Source organism: Pseudomonas songnenensis, from assembly GCF_003696315.1.
Taxonomy (GTDB): domain Bacteria; phylum Pseudomonadota; class Gammaproteobacteria; order Pseudomonadales; family Pseudomonadaceae; genus Stutzerimonas; species Stutzerimonas songnenensis.
The window spans coordinates 78,889-97,955 of sequence record NZ_RFFN01000009.1; the positions used below are offsets into that span (position 1 = coordinate 78,889).

Consider the following 19,067-nt stretch of genomic DNA (forward strand, 5'->3'; position numbering starts at 1 on the left):
CAATGGGGAGCGTGGTCAGCGGCTGTGCAGACGGCCCAGGGGTAGTACGTCGCGCTGTCCGGTGAGCCGATTGCCGGCTCGCATCAGTGGGTGCTCGAGCAGGCGGCGGCAGAGCAGGGCGGCTGTGATGGCCAGCGCCAGGCCGAATACCGCGCTGGCACTGGCAGCCAGCGAACCGCTCAGGCCCAGCGTCTGCGTCAGCAGCTGGCCCAGGCGCTGCATCGCCGGCAGCAGCAGGTAGAGCGAGCAACTGAGGCTGCCGAACCAGACGAGCAACGGCGCCCGCAGGCGCAGGCGACCGGTGAACAGCAGGAACAGGGCGACGGCCACGGCATAGCCGAGCAACTGTCCCGGCCAGGCGGCCTGCTGTGCCGAGCCGTCCCGCGCCCAGCCGGCAACGAAAATCACCGGTAGCACCAACAGGTAGACCCGCAGCGTGTAGCGCGCATATTCACGGGCGCGCCGGCGGGCGTAGCTGCTGGTCTCGTGCTGCACCTCGTAGCGCAGCGAGGCGAAGAACATCAAAGACAGCACCAGCGGCAGGGTGACCGGCAGCGTCCGGTCGATCAGCTGCTGGGTCAGGGCCAGCAGCAGTGCCGCCGCGAGCAGCACCAGGGCGCAGCCGGCCCGCAGGCTCACGCTGTGCAGCAGGCCGAGCGCATGCAGCAAAAGGCACAGCCCGTAGAACAGCAGAAGCGGCGGCAGGGCGCCGTAGGCGCTCACGGCCTCGAATGCCATGCCTGGGTAGTGGCTCGCCGTACCGGGCAGCCAGGTCGGCAAGGCCGGTAGCAGCACCGCCGTCAGGAGTACCGCCAGCAGATACACCGGTAGCAGGCGCAGCAGACGGCGGATGGCGAAGCCGCGTCCGTCATCGCCACCTGCATACAAGGCGGCCGGCACCAGAAAGCCGCAGCCGAGCAGCAGCCACAGCGTTGCCACCAGCCAGAGGTCGATGGCCTGCGAAGAGCCGGGCTCTGCCAGCAGTGGCAGCGCTACGACATGAACAATCAGAAGGATGGAGGCGCCGCCTCGCAGCGCGTCGATGTGCACCAACCGTTCCATGGTCTGCCTCGTTTGACGGGGGGAATGAACGGGCCAGGCATGCGCCCGGCGCTGCTAGGGACGATTCGACGACCAGGCAATGAAGGTCGGCGGCTTGCTTCTGCCCATCAGCGTCTCGTCGATCAGCTGGGAAACCGTCTGCGCCGAGCGCTTCCAGGAATACCGCTCGACGTTGGCCAGACCGAGGGTGCGCAGGTCCTCGCGCAGACCGGCGTCCTGCAGCACATGGCGCATGCAGCGGGCAATGTCCTCGATGTTCAGCGGCTCGAAATACAGCACGCTTTCGCCGAGCACTTCGGGAATCGAGGCCGCTCGCGCCGCAATCACCGGGCAGCCACAGGCCTGCGCCTCCAGCGGAGGGATGCCGAAGCCTTCGTAGAGCGACGGAAAGACGAATGCGGTGGCGCCCTGGTATTCGCGCACCAGCTGCTCGTCGTCGAGGCGGCCGAGCATGCGTACCCGGGGATTGCCTTCCAGCCGGTAGTCGTTGCCGGAGAACACCGAGTGGGAGTCGCCGACGATGTGCAGCTCCACCTCGTCGAAGCCTTCCAGGCTGAGGAAGGCGGCGACCATGCGAGCGAAGTTCTTGTGCGCATTGGGCGACGACACGGCGAGCAGATAGGGCCTGCCAGCTGGTGGCTGGTTTCCGGGGGCGGGTGGGCGGAACTTCGCCGACACGGCATTGGGCACTACGCAGATGTTCTCGCTGGGATAACCGTAGTAGCGGGCGATCTCCTTGCGGGAGAAATCGCTGACCGTGATCAGCGCCTTGATGCGCTTGAGCAGCAGCGGTGTGAGCCCCTTGTAGAAACCGCGAAAGGTGCGCGAATAGCTTTCCGGATGGCGCACGTAGGTGATGTCGTGATGGGTCGCGATCTGGTTGCTGTAGATCAGCGGGGCGGTGTTGCACAGCGATACCAGCGGCGGTCGCCCGTTGCGTGCCAGCCACAGCGGCAGATCCAGCTGTTCCCACAGGTGACCGCGGTTGCGTCCGATGCGGCGTACCTGCAGCCGTTCGGCGCTGCCGTTCACGGGCGTGTCCTGAGGCGCGACAAAGGTCAGGTCCTTGCGCATGGCGCCGAGCTCCAGGCAGACCTGCTCGGCGAAACGCTGCACGCCGCGGGTTTCCTGGGTGAGGAAACGAGCGTTGATGGCAATCATGAGTGGCTCTCCTTGGGAGGTTGCGTCGGTTTCTCGAGGCGAAAGCATTGACTGCCGTCGGCTGACGAACAGTGGTGAAGTGAGCGAGGGCCGGTCACGGCCGATCACAAGGCGGTTCACCGTCAGGCTGAACCGCGAAAGCCTTGATGGCGTGGCGCGCTTGGCCGGCATGCCGGATCGATGGCGTATAGGCTCCTGCGATTGCCTTCAGCCTTCTTCCTGCACCGCGCGCATGCTGATGATCTTCGGGAAGCCATCGAGCTTTACCCGGGTGCTGCAGCTGCTGCCCTTGGCTGTGCATTTCCATTCGCTGGTGGTGGTCACCCGACCATGCTGCGGCTGTGCGGTGTCGATCATGGCGACGCGCCCGGCGTTTCCTGCTCCGCTTCGCAGCTCGACCGTACGTGGCTTGTCGGCGCTCCAGGCGACCATCAGCTCTTCCTCGTCGCGGGCGAAGCGCAGCATCACCACATCACCTGTGGCACTTTCCTCGCGGCCGACAAAGGCGTATTCCCGAACGATCCCGCTGATGGCGGCGAGCACCGGGTAGGCGGGCTTCGGCGTGAAGTCCTGCCGGACCAGACCGAAGTTGTGCTCACGCTCGGTCTTGTCGGTGCCATCGTTGCGGAAGTCGTACCACCACATGCCCTTGATGCTGGGCAGCGTCTTGGCGAGAAAGAACGCGCGCGCCAGATACGCGGCCTGCAGCGTCTCGTCGATGCCGCAGGCACCGTGGTGCGAAGGCCAGGCCATCTCGGTGAGGTAGAGCGGCACCGGGCGTCCCGCGGCGCGTGTCAGTTGCTTGTCGACCTCTGTCATCCAGTCGATCCAGGCCTCGGGCGTGTTGCGGCGCCAGCCGCGGCAATGCACATAGGGATGCAATGACAGACCATCCACCGACTGCATCAGCCCGTTCTCCAGCAGGCGCAGGGCGAAACCCGATTCGATGCCCTGGGTGGTCACCGCGCCGGCCAGCACCTTCGCATTGGGGGCGCGCTGGCGAATGATCCCTGAGGCATCGGCGATCAGGCGGGCGTAGTCCTGGGTGAACCTGGGGTCGCGCGGGTCTTCGACGTCCCATTCGTTCCAGATCTCGTAATACGCCACCTGGCCTTTCAGCTCTTCGGTGATGAATTCGACATAGCGGTTGAACGCGGCCCGGACCGGCTCGGTGCGGGGTTTCTCGCCGCCGCCGTGGTGCTGGTTCCCATAGCCGAGGATGAATTGCGTGTTCAGGCCGTGGCGAGCCGTCTCCTTCAAGTAACGGCGCCAGGACGGCTCGATATTCAGCTGGTTCGGCTGGCGCTCGACATAAGCCCAGTGGGCGTCGGTGCGTACAGAGGTGATGCCGGCATCGCGCATCATGGCGTAGGCGCGGCCGCTGGGATCACCCCGGTGCAGCTCGTGGGCGCAGACACCGACGACGAAGGGTTCCTCGGTTGTCTGTGCGGCGATCTGCAAGGATGCACCGAGCAGACCCCCGAGCAGCAAGGCGTGGAGCAGGGGAGAGCGATTCGTCATGTGGATCATCCGTGATGGTTGATGCTCAGGTCAGGTGTCGCAGTTCCGGCAGTCGTTGCGGGGCGAGGCCGCGGGTCGGCGCTCGGGCCGGTGTCAGCACGTGGGAAATGGCCAGGCCAAGGAACAGCGTGGCGGTGGTCACCTCCAGCACGTCGGTGGCCCAGGCCACCAGACACAGGCAGAAGACGATCGGCAGCAGCGCGTCGCGCAGCCTTGCCCCGCGCTCGTGCAGGCGCAGCATCAGGGGAAAGCAGAGCAGGTAGAGCAGCACGCCGAACACGCCGAGCATCCCCCACAGGTACAGCGCGGTGTTGTCGGCGATGACCAGCAGTTCCAGGCCTGGCACCGGGTAGGCGTGACCGGCACTGCCCACCGCACCGAAGCCCGCGCCCCACCAGCCCCAGCCCTCGCGGAGCATGACGCCGATGAAGTTCGGCCAGCTGTTGATCAGCCGGTCGGCGAACGAGGCGAGCAGCGTGCCGTTGTTGGCCGCATTCGGGTCCAGGCTCAGGACCAGGCTGATCGCCGGCAGCAGCAGGCCGACCAGTACCGCGATGAGAAAGGCCGCGGCGCTGGCGAAGCGATAGGCCGTGAAGATCAGCATCAGCAGCGTCAGCACATAGGCCGCTGCGGTGGACTTGTTGGTGGTGAGCACGATGCCGATCACGGCGGCGATGTACAGCAGCAGCCGCAGCAGCCGCGAGCGGATGAACGCGGCGATGAACAGGCTGTAGACCGCGATCATCACCGACAGCGCGGTGGACATGCGCGCGAAGCCGCCGATACGGTCGATGTCGTCGAATGCCCAGGAGCGGTTGGCGCTCAGCTCCACCTCGCCGACCATGTAGCTGTAGCCCTTCCACGGCACGCTGGTCAGCAGATCGAGGGCGATGCCGACGAAGCTGGCGATCAGGCAGAAGCCGATGACGCGCCGCAACAGCCCGAGCCGCAGCTCCAGATGCCGGCCGCAGATCAGGCCGAACAGCAGTGGAATGTAGATGAACAGGCTGAAACCGATGTTGTGCAGCTCCGCCCCATGCATCAGCGCCAGCTGGCTGGATGTCACCAGCCCCAGCAGCACCAGCCAGAACAGCGGCCAGCCGCGGTAGCTCAGCAGCTCCAGGCTCAGCGCTGCCAGGCAGGCGACCTTCGGCAGATACAGCAGCCAGGAAATTCCGGCCATGTCGAAGTAGTAGCGCAGGGCGCCGGAGAAGGTTTCAGTCAGCAGCAGCGAGGCGACGACCAGCGTCAACAATGTCGGCTTGTCGAAGGCCAACGGATTCGAGTCGCGTTGCCGCGGGGTGATCAGCAGGCTCTGGTTCATGGTGGATTCTCGTTCCCTGAAGTGTCTCGTGCAGGATGGACTGGTACTGGTCCAGCATGCGTTCCATATCCAGCAGCGCTAGCACACTGGCCCGCGCCTGGCTGGCAAGCCGCTGCCGCAGCGCGCCATCGATGTAGAGCCAGAGCATGGCGATGCCGAGTGAATCGGGATCATCAGGCGAGCAGAGCAGGCCGTTGTACTCGTCGCGGATGATCTCTGGCAGCCCGCCCATGTTGCTGGCGATCACCGGCAGGTTGTTGGCGCAGCCTTCGACGGCCACCAGGCCGAACGGCTCGTCCCACAGCGACGGCACCACCAGCACGTCGATGCTCTGCATGAACTCGTCGCTGTCGCAGTAGCCGAGAAAACTGACCTTCTTCGGATCGGCCATGGTCTTCAGCTTGGCCTCGTAATCCAGCTTGCCGCGCCCGGCAATATCCAGCCGGGCGTCGATGTCCAGCCGCTGGAACTGCTCGATCAGCCAGCCGACGCCCTTGTTCTCCGAAAGCGTGCCGATATAGCCGAAACGCAGCGGATGGTTGCCGCGCTGCTTCGGCTTGCTGCCCTGGCCGGGATTGGCTGGCGTACAGTTGTGCACTACATGGCGGCGGGCGTGGCTGAAGTAGCCTTGCGTGGCGATGCGTTCGAGCACGAAGCGGCTCACCCCGATCACCGTAGCCACCTGCGCCGAGGCGCGGGCATGGCCCAGGCGGAATACCGAGCACAGGCCGCACTGGCGCTGGCAGCTCTTGCCGTGGTTGAACATGGTGTCCTTCGGGCAGAGCAGGTACAGGTCGTGCAGTACCTGGACGATCGGCAGACCCGCGGCGGTGATTTCGTCCCAGGCGGAAATCGACCAGCCGGTGAGGTTGTTGCTGACGACGATCTCCGGCTGCTCGCGCTCGATCACGTCGCGTACGTGCAGGCGCATGTCGGCGTTGTAGCGGTCGCGGTAGTGCCAGCCGAGGCGGGCGAGGCGGCTTGGGCGCTGCTGGGTGTAATGCCAGTAGCTGTTCGCCAGATTGGCGCGATAGACCCGCACGCCGTCCTGAATCTGCATGTTCAAGCCGGCATCCGGGCCGGTTGCCAGCACGGCTACCTCGCAACCGCGGCGCTGCAGCCCCTCGGCCAGATGGCGGAGAATGACTTCTGCGCCTCCGCCGATGTGCGGTGCGTAGAACGCATTGAGAAATAGGATCTTCATCGTTGGCTCGCTGTTTGAACCTGTCAGGCTGCTCGCGTGGCCCCACGGGCACATGCCTGGCTCAGGAGTAGCACTGGAGATAACGGGTGGGCACCCGGACCTTCTGTTCACGCTGCAGCAGGTTGAGCAGGATGACGGAGCGCTCCTCGCCGTCGCTGCTGACGAAGATCGCTTCGATGTCGCTGAAGCTGCCGCCACTGACCTGCACCCGCTCGCCGGGTGCGAACGTTGCCGCTGGTGCGCTTGCGCATTGCGCAAGACGCTGGCGCAGCTGCTCGATCAGCTCGTCGCGAACCGGAGTCGGTTGGCCTCCGAAACTCACCACGCGGCTGACGCCGCGAGTGGAGCGAATCGGGTACCAGTTGTCGTGAATGCAATCCAGGCGAATGAACAGATAGCCCGGAAACAGTGCCTCGCCGGTCCTGGCGCTTGGCGTGCCGCGTGAAGGGGACGACGCCTTGACCGGCCGGTAGCACTCGAAGTGCTGGCGCAACAGGTGTTCTTCGGCGCGGGCTTCCTGGCGTGGCTTGGTCTGGATCAGGTACCAGCGCGCGGTGTTGCTAGGTGTCATGAGGATGTCCTTCCCGAATTGGCCTGCTCGAATTCCATGGCAGGCTGAATGTCTTCAAGCCAGCGTCAGCGTTGCCCTTTTTTCGTGACCCTCGACCACGCTGAAGCGCAGCAGCAGTTCCTTGAGCGCCTCGCGGCTGTTGAACATCAGTACATCGATGATCGAGAGCGAGGGCACGAACGGATGCTTGAGCTGCGTGTAGGTGATCTCATCCATGCGCAGGAAGCGCAGCAGCAACCCGTCAGCGCGGAAGCGGGCCGGGCAGTACAGGTCCATGCCGCCGATGGGGTTCAGGTACAGCTCGCCGTCCATGCGGTGGGTGATCTGGATGACGCGATCCTGCATGTCCATCCGCGCCGGCAGGTCGAGGGTGGAGCCGCGATAGATCGGCGTGCGGATACCCAGGTAGGCACAGAGGCAGCGCAGCGAGTTTTCGGTGAACAGCGCCAGATTGCGCTCCGGATACGCAAGGATGCTGCGGATCAGCGGCAACACGGTGTCGCGCTGCGGAGCCTTGGCATAGCAGCGCTCAAGCGTTTTCATCAGCGCCTCGGCTTCGCGGTCGAAGTCGTCGCAGAGCCAGCGTTCCCTGATCTGCTCGGTCTGGTGCCCTTTGCGCAGCGGGAAGGTGATCAGCTTGGGCTGGCCGTTGACCAGCACGCGGTTGCGGTTCATCCACGAGCCCTTCACGTACTGCAGGTCGTCGCCCAGGACGAACACATCGCTGAGGGCGATCAGCTGGAAATAGCCCAGGTACGGAAAGAGATAGGGCTGCATCATCGAGACGGTTCTGAGCACGGCGCACCTCCTTGTCTGGCGATCAGGCTTGCTGGGTGTTGTAGGTGTAGTAGCCGTAGGCGCCGCTGTCATAGGGCGAAGTGGACGCCTTGCGTTTCACGGCATTGAGGATCACGCCCTTGAGCAGCACGCCGTTCTGCGCGAGACGGCGCTTGGAGGCGTCGATCTGCGAGCTGGTGCTGAGGCCGAAGCGGGCGACCAGCAGATTGGTACCGGCCTGCTGTGCGACCAGCACCGCGTCGGTGACGGCCAGCACCGGCGGCGTATCGATGATGATGAAGTCGTAGAGCTTTTCCGCATCGCGCAGCAGGCGGGAGAAGTTGTCGTGCATCAGCAGCTCGGACGGGTTGGGTGCGGAAAACCCGGCGGAGATGAAGTGCAGGTTCTTCACTTCGGTGCGGTTGGTGATTTCCGCCAGGCTCAGGCCGCTGGCAAGGGCATCGGACAGGCCATTGCGCGGTGCCATGCCGAACAGGGTATGCAGGTAGCCGCGACGCATATCGGCATCGATCAGCAACACGCGCTGTCCGGTCTGGGCGATGACGGCAGCCAGGTTGCTGGACACGAACGACTTGCCCACCGACGGGGTTGGGCTGGTGATCATCAGCACCTTGTTGCGTGCTTCGAGCATGGCGAACTTCAGGCTGGTGCGCAGGCTGCGCAGCGACTCGACAGCGAGATCGGTCGGCTCGGTGAGGCTGAGCAGGCGAGTCTTGCCGTCGCGAGACTTGCGGCTGCGATTCAACTGATCCTGCGAGGCGCTGTAGGGCAGGCCGGCATACACCGGCACACCGAGCTTTTCGATCGCATCCGGACTTTCCACGCCGCGATAGAACGCCTGACGCAACAGAATCACCGCGGCCGAAACAAGCAGGCCGACAAAGAGCGCGATAGCCACTACCAGCGGGCGAACCGGCTTGGATGGTTTCTCGACCATCGAGTAGGCATTGTCGATGATACGCACGTTGCCGATGGTGCCGGCGCGCAGCACATCCTGCTCCTGGGCCTGATTCATCAACAGCGTGTAGGTCTGGGTGGTGACTTCCATGTCACGCTTGAGGCGCAGCAGTTCCTGCTGCGTCATGGGCAGGGTGTCGACCTTCTTCAGCAGCTGCGCCTTCTGCGCCTGCAGCTCGTTCATCTGCGACATCAGGGTGCGGTAGGTCGGGTGCTCGCGGGTGTAGAGCCGGTCGTAGTCCACCCGCTTGAGTGTCAGTTCCGACAGCTGGGTTTCCAGCTGGACGATCTGGTCCAGCACGCCCTTGGTCTCGATGCTGATGTCCACCGACTTGGAGCTGGTCTGGTAGTCGTGCAGCGCGGCTTCGGCCTTCTCCAGCTCCTTGCGTACCTGTGGCAGCTGCGAACGGAGGAAATCCAGGCGTTGGGCCGCCTCGGCAGAGCTGCGCTGGATGTTCTGGCTGACATACAGGCGGCTGATCTCGTCCAGCACACGGCTGGCCAGCTGCGGGTCGGGATCTTCCAGCGACATGTAGATGATCCCCGAGTCCTTGCCGGCCTCGCCGACCTTCAGGCGATCCTGATAGTCCAGCGCGGTGGTCTGCGGACGATTCCTGACCAGCCTGAACTCGGTGCCCGGACGAGCCTCCAGCTCGGCGATCTGCACCTTGAAGCCCTGGGTTTCCACGGCCTGGTTGACCTGGCCCCGGAGGATCAGCTGCTGCTCGTCGTCATACAGGCCGTAGTTACCGGCCGTGCCGGCGACCAAGGTGAGCTCCATGCCCAGGTAGGCCTCGGGTACGTCGAGCTGGAAGACGTCGAGCTTCTCGCCGCCCCAGGCAAAGGCGGTCAGCCCGAACAGGGGTTTGGCCAGCGCGCCGTCGGTTGCCGGGTCATGCTGACGGGCCATGTAGCCGCCGATCAGCGGGAACTGGCGCGGCTTGGCGACGATGTAGAGCTTGAGTTCCTCGACGGCCTTGCCGAGCACCGCACGGGATTTCAGCAGGGAAATTTCGGTGACCGCCTGGGAAACCGAGTCCGGGCGGGGAGATATTTCCGGTATGCCGGTAATGGCGGCCTTCTTCGGCTCGATCTGGATCATCGCGGTGGCCTGGTAGATCGGCGTGGCGATGAGGGCGTAGAGCACGCCGAGCACGGTGAACAACCCGGTGATGGCGATGATCAACGCCTTGTGGTCGTAGGCCGTGCGCATGATGCCGGCCAGGTCGATGCGATTGTCCGCATCGTATTCCAGTGAAGAGCGGGTCAGGGCAGTCATTGGGAGTCCTTCCTCATGGTGCGTGTATGCAAGATGGCGGTTGGGCTGATCAGCTCCTGGCCAGCCGTGGAGTCAGCCTGCGCAGCAGGTTGAGCGTGATGTTCTGGGCGATGGTCGAGAGTGCCTGGAGCTTGCTGAACGGCGAGACCAGCGAGAGGCACTCGCCGAACACCAGGACCAGGAAATACTCGTAGAGCGCGTTGTTGCCGATGCGGTGGTAGTAGCGCGCCAGGCAGTAGTGCGCATGCATCGCCATCTGGATGCGCTGCTTGCTCGGCCGCATGGAGAAGATTCCGCCTTCGTGCACGCGGTACGCGGCCGGGCTGATCCCGGCCATGAACTTGCCCTTGCCGTAAGCGCCGAGCAGCGACCACCAGCAGATATCCAGCACTTCCACGCCGAGCAGCTCAGGCGGCAGTTCCTGGACCAGGTTGCGGAAGCACACCGTGAGCGTGGAAATCGGGCGGCCCTGCATCAGTTCGAGGGCGGTGGCGTCTTTGCGCAGCTTCCCGGTGAGCTGCGGGCTCTGGATGATGCCCTTGCTGTTGAACATGAAGGCGTCGTGGTAGGTGATGACGTAGTCACGATGCTGTTCGAGGAAATCCACCTGCTGTTGCAGCTTGCTCGGATCGGTCCAGTAGTCGTCGCCTTCGCAATAGGCGATGTACTTGCCGGCTGCCCGGGCGAACAGCCGCGTACTGAACGGCACGCCGAGACTGAACTGGTTCTGCGTCTGGTAGATCGGCTTGATGATGCTCGGGTAGCGCGCCGCGTAGTCGGCGATGATCGCGGCGGTGGTATCGGTCGAGGCGTCGTCGTGGACGATCACCTCGAAGGGGAAATCCGTTTCCTGCTGGAGGAAGCTCTCCAGCGTCTTCCGAATGAAAGAGGCATGGTTGTACGTCAGGCAAACGATGCTCAGCAGCGGTTCGGTCTTGCCGCCCCAGCGTTCAATCAAGGCTTGCTCGCTCTTCAATTCCATTTTTGGATGCTCGCTTGGTGATGAGTAGATGAAGCTTGAGTAGCAGTGATTTCGATGTCGCCGCGACCAGCAGCAGGCAGACGAACCCGCTTAAGGCCAGCGCCAGCAGAATGTCGAAGCGGTTGTCGCTGACGATCAGCAGGAACAGCGGCTCGCCCAGCGCCACGCCGATCACGGTCGCGGTGGTGATTCGCAATATGTCTCGTACCCAGATGCCCTGCAGGCCGGGCGCGAAGCGCCGGTGCACCAGCGGCGGCCAGATCACGAAGGTCGCCAGGCGCAGGATGAACCACGCCAGTGCGGCACCGTAGGCGCCGTGGGCAAGCGCTGCGTAGATCACGATCGGTACGCTGATGGCAGTGGAAACCACGCTGTACCAGATGTGCAGGCGCAGCTGGCCGTAGGCGTACTGCAGGTAGAACTGGAAGGCGCCGACCGCCATCAGCGCGCTGCCCGGCACGTACCAGAACAGCATCCGCTCGCTCCATTGGGCTGCGGCCGCGTCGCCGGTCCAGGCAAAGATCAGCGCCTGGCCGTGCCAGGCGATCACCGCGGCCATCGGAAACAGCACGCTGCAGACGAAGCGGGTGGCGTTGAGGTACAGCCGCTCCATTTCGGCAATCCGCCCTTCGGCCACGAGCATGGTCATGCGCGGCAACAGCGTCTGCACCAGGGGATTGGTCAAGGTCATGATGCCGGTGGTGATCAGCGCCACCAGCGAGAAATAGCCGTACTCCTTGAGCAGCAGGACCTTGGAAAGCAGAACCTTGTCCAGCTGCGTCAGCACGATCCACAGTAACGAGGTGAAGCACATGCCGCCAGCAAACGGCAGCACCGGCCTGACCACGTGCCAGTCTATGCCGGTGAGCAGCCGTGGACTGGACAGCTGCACATAGGCCTTGCTGGCGAAGGCTAGCGTCTCGACAAGGGCCACCGCTGCCTGGAACAGGAAGAAGTCCAGTGGATCCTGCGAGATATAGGCGACCAGAAAAAGGCCACCGAAATAACGCAGGGTTGCGATCAGCATGTTCGCCGCGTTCAGCCAGCCATGCAGTTCCACGCCCTGCAGTCCGCTCTTGTACAGCGTTGCGTAGAGCCGCAAGCCCACCATCAGCCCCATCAGGCTGATGCACTGCATGATGGTGGTGGTGCTCAGCTCGCGTGCCTGCAGCCAGGTCCCGGCGATCCAGTCGCTGCTCAGGTAGATCGCCACGCAGGTTGCCAGCGCGATCGGCAGTAGCAGCAGCTCGAACGAGCGCAGCAAGCGTCCGGCCGGCCCCCGACCCGCAGTCAGATCGCCCTGACCCCGATAATGCGCCACCTGCCTGACCAGCGCCGGCGACATCCCCGCATCGAGCAACTGCAGCCAGGCCTGAAGCACCGCGAAGAAACCGATCAGGCCGTATGCCTCAGCCCCAAGATGCCCCAGGTAGAACGGCAAGATAAGAATGCCGATCAGCAGGGCATAAGCCTGCCCGAGGTAGTTCAGGCTGGTATTGCGGATCACCGACAACCGCTTGGGATCGGACATGATCTGTGTTTGGCCTCGATGGTTCAGGAAATGCGCTTGCACTCGGCGCTGGGCAACTGCTCCCCGCTGAGCAGACCGAACGCCTCGGCGAGGGGGCGGAACAGAATCCGGTTCGATTGCGTGCTGTGGATCGACTCCTGGATCAGCGTCTGCATGACCTGCTCCTGCACCTTGCGCGGTAGGCCGGGATAGATCGGCAGGCAAAGTACCTTGCGACTCAGCGCCCGCGAGCGAGGTTGTGGCACCTGCGGCTGGAGGTGTTCGAGGGTGTCCAGCGAAGGATAGAAATAGCGACGCGGATTGATGCCGCTTTCATTGAGCTGTGTTCGGCTACGCAACAACTGGTTTTCATCGGCCAGCGCAACGGGGAAGTAGCTGTAGTTGCCCTGTGATTCCGGTTGCGGCTTCTGCAGGTCGAAATGGTCGCCGAGCCGGCGGGCGTATCGATGGCCGATCTCCGCGCGGCACTCGAGGATCAATTCGATATCGTCGAGCACGCACATACCCATGGCTGCCGAGAACTCATTGAGTTTGGCGTTGATGCCGATGCCTTCGATCTGATCGGTATCGACGATGCCGAAATTGCAGAGCAGGCGAACCCGCTCGGCCAGGTCATCGTCATCGGTGACGATGGCGCCGCCCTCGATGGTGTGAAACAGTTTGGTGGCGTGGAAACTCAGCGTACTGATATCGCCCCAGCTGTAGACCGAGCGTCCTTTATAAAGGGAGCCGAAGGCGTGAGCGCCGTCATAGATGACCTTGAGGTTGTGCTGGCGCGCGATTTGCCCGATACGCTCGACGTCACAGGGGTTGCCGAACACATGGGTGGCCACGATGGCCGTTGTGTCAGGTTCGATATGCCGCATGATCTGGTTCGGATCGAGGTTCCAGGTCGCCGGATCGATGTCGGCGAAGATTGGCCTGATCCCTTCCCACTGCAGCGAGCTGGTCGTCGCGACGAAGCTGAACGGCGTGGTTATTGCGCTGCCGGTAATTCCCAGTGCCCGGTAGGCAATCTGCAATGCAATGGTTCCGTTGTTGGTGAGAATGATGTTGCGCACCCCGAGGTAGTCCTTGAGGCGTTGCTCGAGTGCAGTCACAAGCGGGCCATGGTTGGTGAGCCAGCCGGTGTTGTAGATCCGGTCTACATACGCCTTGAACTTGTTCTTGTTGCCCAGGTAGGACTTGGTCACGTTGATCATGGTGATTTCCTTATCGAAGCTCAGCCACCCCGGATGGCATCCGGGGGTTATCGCTGGGTGCTACAGCTGGGCGCTCAGACGGGATGCTGCGCACCGATTGCGCTTGCCCGCCGTGCTCTGCGTTGGTTGTGCCTGAGGATCATGCGGGTCATCAGGCTGCCGGCGTGGGGATCGCCGTAATGGAAGATGGCAGTAGCGCGCAGCTGTGCCGGGTCACAAGGTTCGTTGGCATGCAGGGATCGATAGCCCCAGAACAGGTAGAGATTGCCTGGTGCCAGTTGCAGGCGCTGTGGCCGGAGCAGCCCGAGGCCTATCGCGCGGGTAATCAGTTTGCGACTCAACTTGTTCTGTAGCAGTGCCTTCTCCAGCACGTTGACCAGCACGTACTTGCGAAGCTTGCGCAGGTTGGGAAACAGCAGCAGATCTCCGCGCTGGTCGCCGTCCTGCGGAATTTCCACCGGCAGCAGTGCCGTTACCAGGGAAGCGTCGTAGTGGAAGCAGTTCGATTCCTTGCGGCCGGTCTGACCCTGCACGCATCGCATCACCAGATAGATGCGCTTGCTCGGCGCTGCCTTGCCAGCGCCGAGCTGGTACACGTCGTCCAGCAGCGACTGGAACTCCGGTGCGCTGCTCAATGTGGCAAGCAGCGACCCGGATACCTGTTCACCGTCGTGATGAGCGAAGTATTCCCCGTGATGCTGCCGAGCCTGCTCGTAAACTTGCTCGCGCAGTTGAGTTAGTTGCAGGGTGTTCAAGTAGCCGGGTATGCAGGCGTAGCCATTTTGATTGATGTCCCGCGCAATCAATGCCTTGTCCTGATCTTCCGTTCCATAAAAGATTGTTGACACGATAGTTCTCCCTGCGCAAAGGCGAGGCGAAACGGTTTGGTCGAGTCGCAGCTACTGCGCGCCGCTGCTGGTCGGCGTTCTGAGTGGAAATAAAGAGAAGCGGCGTAATGCCTGGGCAGTAGGTTGTAACCAGTCGGCAGAAACTAATATTGTTCTAAGGAATTTTTATTTAGAAAAAGCTACCGCCATCGACGTGTCTACTTGTCGATTTTAATGACTTGTATGTTGTTTCCCCATGCTCTACGCCGGCTGACGCTCGCGTCCGGCTTTGAAAGATTCGGGCATGGCTACCGCACTCCGGGCACTCTACAGAGCCCCGAATCTCTCAATGTTAATGGCGAACGAGCCTGCATCGCTTCTTTAGCAAGCGATACTAATCAGGCAGGGGGATTTAACTCTTGCGTCGCAAAACTTGACCTGTCCAGTTGGTCTTAAACTGCCCTGCAACGTATTGCTCCCTGTTGCGAATAGATATCCGTCATAACGTGAACCAAGTCAAGCTAGGGAGCCAAAAAAATGTTGGGCTTGGCTGCTGGGGAGTGGTTAAGCTGGCTAAATCATTGAAGCGAATAGAATTTTGTTTTTGATGTGCGCTGGCCTGGGGCTATCATCAATTGGTTATAGGGAGCTTCATAATTAGCTCTAAGCTGAATAAATCAGCTGACCCATTATGGCTATAAGTGCTGCATGCATAAACAAAGGGAGTATTATTCCGAGTGTGTTGAGCAACTACTCTGGTAAAGAGTTAATTCTTTTGGCTTCCGTTCCTGAGTGCGCCTTACTAGGCGTAGACAAGCTGGCTTGTCGGCCCGTGGCAAAAAAAAAGACACGCAAACGAAAAAGGCCACTCGTCTGAGTGGCCTTTTCGTGATTTGGTTGCGGGAGCCGGATTTGAACCGACGACCTTCGGGTTATGAGCCCGACGAGCTACCAGACTGCTCCATCCCGCGTCTGTGGGGCGCATTCTACAGAGTGAAGGCTCTTTGTCAATCGGAATGGCGAGAAAAGGGTAATTCATTCAAATGCTTAGCTTCGCGCCGTCGATTATGTAGGCGCGGCTGGGCCATGAGAATCTCGGTGCGAAAAAAAGGCCACTCATTGAGTGGCCTTTGAAATTTGGTTGCGGGAGCCGGATTTGAACCGACGACCTTCGGGTTATGAGCCCGACGAGCTACCAGACTGCTCCATCCCGCGATGCGCATTCTACAGCTTCAAATGCTGCTGTCACGGATTTATTTCAAAAAGATGGAAATAGCCGTCAGGCATGCCAGGAGGGGAGGGTGGTCGGATCTACCGACGCCGGCGATGGACGATGCGGCTCCGGCCGTGTCTGTGGATGATGGCGTCGCGCAACCCGCATCATTCCCCAAAGCATGGCAAGCGCAACTGACAGCCAGCCTAGAAAGATCATTGCCAGTATCAGCGCAGGTTCCATCCGGTGCTTCCCTCTGTGATCCAAATTCGTCCTTGTGGTTGTGACCCCAGCGGCGGAAAGCGGTTCCGGTATGCCATCGGTCGCTCGCCACTGCACTCTAAACCGCGAGTGCTGCCCAATTATCAGGTGGACGATGCGGAGGTGCCCGACATGCGTATTCAGCTCGGTTTAGTCATTGCAGTCCTTGCCTCGACGGTAGGTGCACAGAGTCTGGAGTTGCCCTTTGCGGGAGTTCCGCTCGCTCAGAACACGGGTGCGGCAGATCGTGGCGCTGCTGGAAACGGGTCGATGGGCATCGGCGGCGGGCTCGACTACTTGGATGAGGAGCAGCGCGCCACATCGGCGGATTCAGCATCCGAAAAAGCTTCGTCAAAGCAGGACAGTTCCGCGGAGCCTGGCCATGGCGGTAACGAGACCGACATGGAGCACCGGCGGCGTCCGAAGCTGGAAAAGCGCAGCGACTGACGCTGCCCTTGTTTACCGAGGAGGTAGCCATGAAACGAGCACTTACATCCGTTGCGGTATTGCTTCTGGCTTGTTCGGGGGGAGCCCTGGCTGGCTCATCGGAGCAGAAACCTGACGACAACTCCAGTAATGCCGTGGGTGGTTCAACGCTCGAATCGAATGCGCCGAACGCACGCCATGCTGATAAAGAATCGTCTGAGCGCCAGCGGCGATCCGCTGACGAGCAGGACGAGCTGGGCACGATGGGTACTGGCAACACCGGTACTACTGGAGGAATGGGCGCTACCACGGGAACCGATACGATAGGCGGCACGGTCGAGGAATAGATAGTCGACGACGGATGTCAGGCCAGGCGTGATTCACAAGGCGGGCATCCGTACAATGCCCGCCTTTCATTATCTCGTGGCGTGATATGCAGATTGCTTTGGCACCCATGGAAGGGCTAGTCGACGAAATCCTTCGCGACGTACTCACCCGCATGGGCGGAGTGGACTGGTGCGTGACCGAGTTCATTCGCGTTTCCGACCGTCTATTGCCACAAAGCAGCTTTCGCAAGCTTGCACCCGAGCTGAGGTCTGGCGCCGTGACCCGTGCCGGCACGCCGGTGCGCGTCCAGTTGCTCGGTTCCGACCCGGTTTGTCTTGCGGATAACGCCGCCTATGCCAGCTCACTGGGCGCGCCGGCTATCGACCTGAATTTTGGTTGCCCGGCCAAGACGGTGAACAAGTCGCGCGGCGGCGCCATCCTGCTCAAGGAGCCGGAGCTGCTGCACGCTATCCTGTGCGAGGTGCGGCGCGCCGTGCCTGCGCATATCCCGGTTACCGCCAAGATGCGCCTTGGGTTCGACAGCCCCGATAGCGCCATCGACTGCGCTCGCGCGCTGGTCGACGGTGGGGCAGAGCAGCTGGTAGTGCACGCGCGGACCAAAGTCGAAGGCTACAAGCCGCCCGCGCACTGGGAGTGGATTGCGCGCGTGCAGGAAGCGGTATCGGTGCCCGTCTACGCCAATGGCGATATCTGGTCGCTGGCCGACTGGCGGCGCTGCCGGGAGGTCAGCGGGGCGGAGAACATCATGCTGGGTCGCGGCCTGGTTTCCCGACCGGATCTGGCACGGCAGATCGCTGCAGCGAAACAGGGCCTGAGTATCCCGGACATGAGCTGGGCAGGGTTCCAACCGACACTGGTGGACTTCTGGCAACAGGCCCGCGGCAAGATTGCGCCACGCTATGCGCCCGGCAGGCTCAAACAGTGGCTGGCATTGCTGACGCGCAACTACCCCGAAGCCGTGGTGCTGTTCTCGGCCTTGCGGCGGGAAAACGACTGCGCACGCATCGACGCGATGCTCGGCGTCGATACCGGCATTCAGACCGCGGCATTGGGTTAGTACCGATCAGCGCCCGCCACTGACGTCCAGCAGCGCGCCGGTGGTATAGCTGGCTTGCTCGCTGGCCAGCCATAGAATGGCTTCGGCGATCTCCTCGGCCTGACCTCCGCGCCCCATGGGCACGCTGGCCTTGACCCGCTCGATGCGGTCCGGTTCGCCACCGCTGGCATGGATGTCGGTATGGATGACACCGGGGCGCACCCCATTGACCCGAATGCCTTCCCCTGCGACTTCCTTGGCCAGACCCAGGGTCATGCTGTCGATGGCACCCTTGGCCGCCGCGTAGTCGATGTACTCGCCGGGCGCGCCCAGCCGCGCGGCGATGGAAGAGAGATTGATGATCGACCCGCCCCGGCCGCCATTTTTCGTGGACATTCGTTTGATCGCCTCGCGTGCGCACAGGAAGCTGCCGATCACATTGGCGCCCAGCACGCGGGTCCAGCGCGCCGCATCCATCTTTTCTAGACGCATCTGCTGTTCGAGCATGCCGGCGTTGTTGACCAGCACGTCCAGGTGTCCAAACTCCCTGTCTATGACGTCGAACATCGCTAGCACCTGATCTTCATCGGCGACGTCGGCCTTGACGGTGATTGCCGACACGCCCGCAGCACGGATCTGTTCGAGCACTTGGTTTGCTGCGTCTTCGCGCTGGTGGTAATTGAGGCAGAGGGCGTAGCCCTGGCGGGCTGCAAGCCGCGCCGTGGCGGCGCCAATGCCGCGGCTGGCGCCTGTGATCAGCATGACTCTGGACATGTGCTACCTCTCGTCGCCTGGCTCGTTTGCGGCCTCTTGAAATCCGTTGCGCGGTTCTTATTTAGGCCTCAGCGGGATGCCGAAGTCGGGTCCCGCCTGTTTCAACTCGCTGATTTCAGGAGGTTTATCATGAGTTCATTCCCCATGGCCCCTCTGTTCCGGCAATCCGTGGGCTTTGATCGCTTCAACGACCTGTTCGAGTCGGCCCTGCGTAACGACACCGGCAGCTCGTATCCACCCTACAACATCGAGAAACACGGCGACGATCAGTATCGCATCGTGGTGGCTGCCGCCGGTTTTCAGGAAGCCGACCTCGATCTGCAGGTAGAGCGTAGCGTGCTGACCATCACCGGCGGGCGCCGCGAGAACGAGGCGGAGAACGTCACCTATCTACATCAGGGCATCGCCCAGCGGGCATTCAAGCTGTCGTTCCGCCTGGCCGATCACATCGAAGTGAAGGGTGCAGCGCTTAGTAGCGGCCTGCTCCACATCGATCTGGTCCGGGTCGTGCCGGAAGAGGCTAAGCCCAAGCGCATCCCGATCAATGCCGACCAGCGACCCGCGCTGGAGGGTTGATTCGCTGACAGGAG

General features: G+C 62.3%; 17 protein-coding genes and 2 tRNA genes. 4 read left to right on the forward strand and 15 right to left on the reverse strand.

The features are described 5' to 3' along the window. Positions 1-15: 15 nt before the first annotated feature. From EA798_RS18735 to EA798_RS18800, 14 genes are all read right to left on the reverse strand, one after another. Positions 16-1,062: an acyltransferase gene (locus EA798_RS18735; RefSeq protein WP_122099930.1), complete on the reverse strand. Its 1,047-nt coding sequence runs from the start codon at positions 1,060-1,062 to the stop codon at positions 16-18. A gap of 54 nt (positions 1,063-1,116) precedes the next feature. Next, positions 1,117-2,223 (reverse strand): glycosyltransferase family 4 protein, encoded by a 1,107-nt coding sequence (locus EA798_RS18740; RefSeq protein ID WP_122099931.1) that lies wholly within the window; start codon positions 2,221-2,223, stop codon positions 1,117-1,119. A 207-nt stretch (positions 2,224-2,430) separates the two neighbouring features. Further along, positions 2,431-3,744: a hypothetical protein gene (locus EA798_RS18745; RefSeq protein WP_208643730.1), complete on the reverse strand. Its 1,314-nt coding sequence runs from the start codon at positions 3,742-3,744 to the stop codon at positions 2,431-2,433. Between the two features lie 25 nt (positions 3,745-3,769). Beyond that, positions 3,770-5,068 carry a hypothetical protein gene (locus tag EA798_RS18750; RefSeq protein ID WP_106155192.1) on the reverse strand — a complete coding sequence of 433 codons (1,299 nt, stop codon included), beginning with the start codon at positions 5,066-5,068 and terminating at the stop codon, positions 3,770-3,772. Beyond that, positions 4,962-6,272 (reverse strand): glycosyltransferase family 4 protein, encoded by a 1,311-nt coding sequence (locus EA798_RS18755; RefSeq protein ID WP_122099933.1) that lies wholly within the window; start codon positions 6,270-6,272, stop codon positions 4,962-4,964. Before EA798_RS18755 ends, EA798_RS18750 begins: the two co-directional genes overlap by 107 nt. Positions 6,273-6,333: 61 nt before the next feature. After that, positions 6,334-6,843, reverse strand: a complete 510-nt coding sequence (rfaH, locus tag EA798_RS18760) for a transcription/translation regulatory transformer protein RfaH (RefSeq protein WP_106155190.1) — start codon at positions 6,841-6,843, stop codon at positions 6,334-6,336. A gap of 54 nt (positions 6,844-6,897) precedes the next feature. Further along, complete coding sequence (locus EA798_RS18765; protein WP_122099934.1) at positions 6,898-7,641, reverse strand: WbqC family protein; 744 nt, start codon at positions 7,639-7,641, stop codon at positions 6,898-6,900. Positions 7,642-7,663: 22 nt separating this feature from the next. Further along, positions 7,664-9,877 carry a polysaccharide biosynthesis tyrosine autokinase gene (locus tag EA798_RS18770; RefSeq protein ID WP_122099935.1) on the reverse strand — a complete coding sequence of 738 codons (2,214 nt, stop codon included), beginning with the start codon at positions 9,875-9,877 and terminating at the stop codon, positions 7,664-7,666. 49 nt (positions 9,878-9,926) lie between these two features. After that, a complete protein-coding gene (locus EA798_RS18775; protein ID WP_122099936.1) occupies positions 9,927-10,859 on the reverse strand; it encodes a glycosyltransferase family 2 protein in 933 nt (310 codons plus the stop codon). Then, positions 10,828-12,390, reverse strand: a complete 1,563-nt coding sequence (locus tag EA798_RS18780; protein WP_122099937.1) for a lipopolysaccharide biosynthesis protein — start codon at positions 12,388-12,390, stop codon at positions 10,828-10,830. Before EA798_RS18780 ends, EA798_RS18775 begins: the two co-directional genes overlap by 32 nt. 23 nt (positions 12,391-12,413) lie before the next feature. Beyond that, a complete protein-coding gene (locus EA798_RS18785; RefSeq protein ID WP_122099938.1) occupies positions 12,414-13,592 on the reverse strand; it encodes a DegT/DnrJ/EryC1/StrS family aminotransferase in 1,179 nt (392 codons plus the stop codon). A 74-nt stretch (positions 13,593-13,666) separates the two neighbouring features. Further along, positions 13,667-14,440 (reverse strand): hypothetical protein, encoded by a 774-nt coding sequence (locus EA798_RS18790; RefSeq protein WP_167462997.1) that lies wholly within the window; start codon positions 14,438-14,440, stop codon positions 13,667-13,669. Between the two features lie 873 nt (positions 14,441-15,313). Then, positions 15,314-15,390, reverse strand: a tRNA-Met gene (locus EA798_RS18795). Positions 15,391-15,557: 167 nt separating this feature from the next. Continuing rightward, positions 15,558-15,634, reverse strand: a tRNA-Met gene (locus tag EA798_RS18800). Between the two features lie 391 nt (positions 15,635-16,025). On the opposite strand from EA798_RS18800, the gene EA798_RS18805 reads away from it, so the two are divergent. The 3 genes from EA798_RS18805 to EA798_RS18815 all read left to right on the forward strand — a co-directional run bounded on the left by EA798_RS18805 (position 16,026) and on the right by EA798_RS18815 (position 17,724). Then, positions 16,026-16,340 (forward strand): hypothetical protein, encoded by a 315-nt coding sequence (locus EA798_RS18805; RefSeq protein WP_122099940.1) that lies wholly within the window; start codon positions 16,026-16,028, stop codon positions 16,338-16,340. A gap of 29 nt (positions 16,341-16,369) precedes the next feature. Further along, complete coding sequence (locus tag EA798_RS18810) at positions 16,370-16,666, forward strand: hypothetical protein (RefSeq protein ID WP_122099941.1); 297 nt, start codon at positions 16,370-16,372, stop codon at positions 16,664-16,666. An 86-nt stretch (positions 16,667-16,752) separates the two neighbouring features. Then, positions 16,753-17,724 (forward strand): tRNA dihydrouridine synthase, encoded by a 972-nt coding sequence (locus EA798_RS18815; RefSeq protein ID WP_122099942.1) that lies wholly within the window; start codon positions 16,753-16,755, stop codon positions 17,722-17,724. 6 nt (positions 17,725-17,730) lie between these two features. Here the strand turns inward: EA798_RS18815 and EA798_RS18820 are convergent, their stop codons facing one another. Beyond that, positions 17,731-18,477, reverse strand: a complete 747-nt coding sequence (locus EA798_RS18820) for an SDR family oxidoreductase (protein WP_122099943.1) — start codon at positions 18,475-18,477, stop codon at positions 17,731-17,733. A gap of 129 nt (positions 18,478-18,606) precedes the next feature. On the opposite strand from EA798_RS18820, the gene EA798_RS18825 reads away from it, so the two are divergent. Continuing rightward, entirely contained in the window at positions 18,607-19,053 is a 447-nt protein-coding gene (locus tag EA798_RS18825) for an Hsp20 family protein (protein WP_276539336.1), read from the forward strand. Positions 19,054-19,067 lie beyond the last annotated feature (14 nt).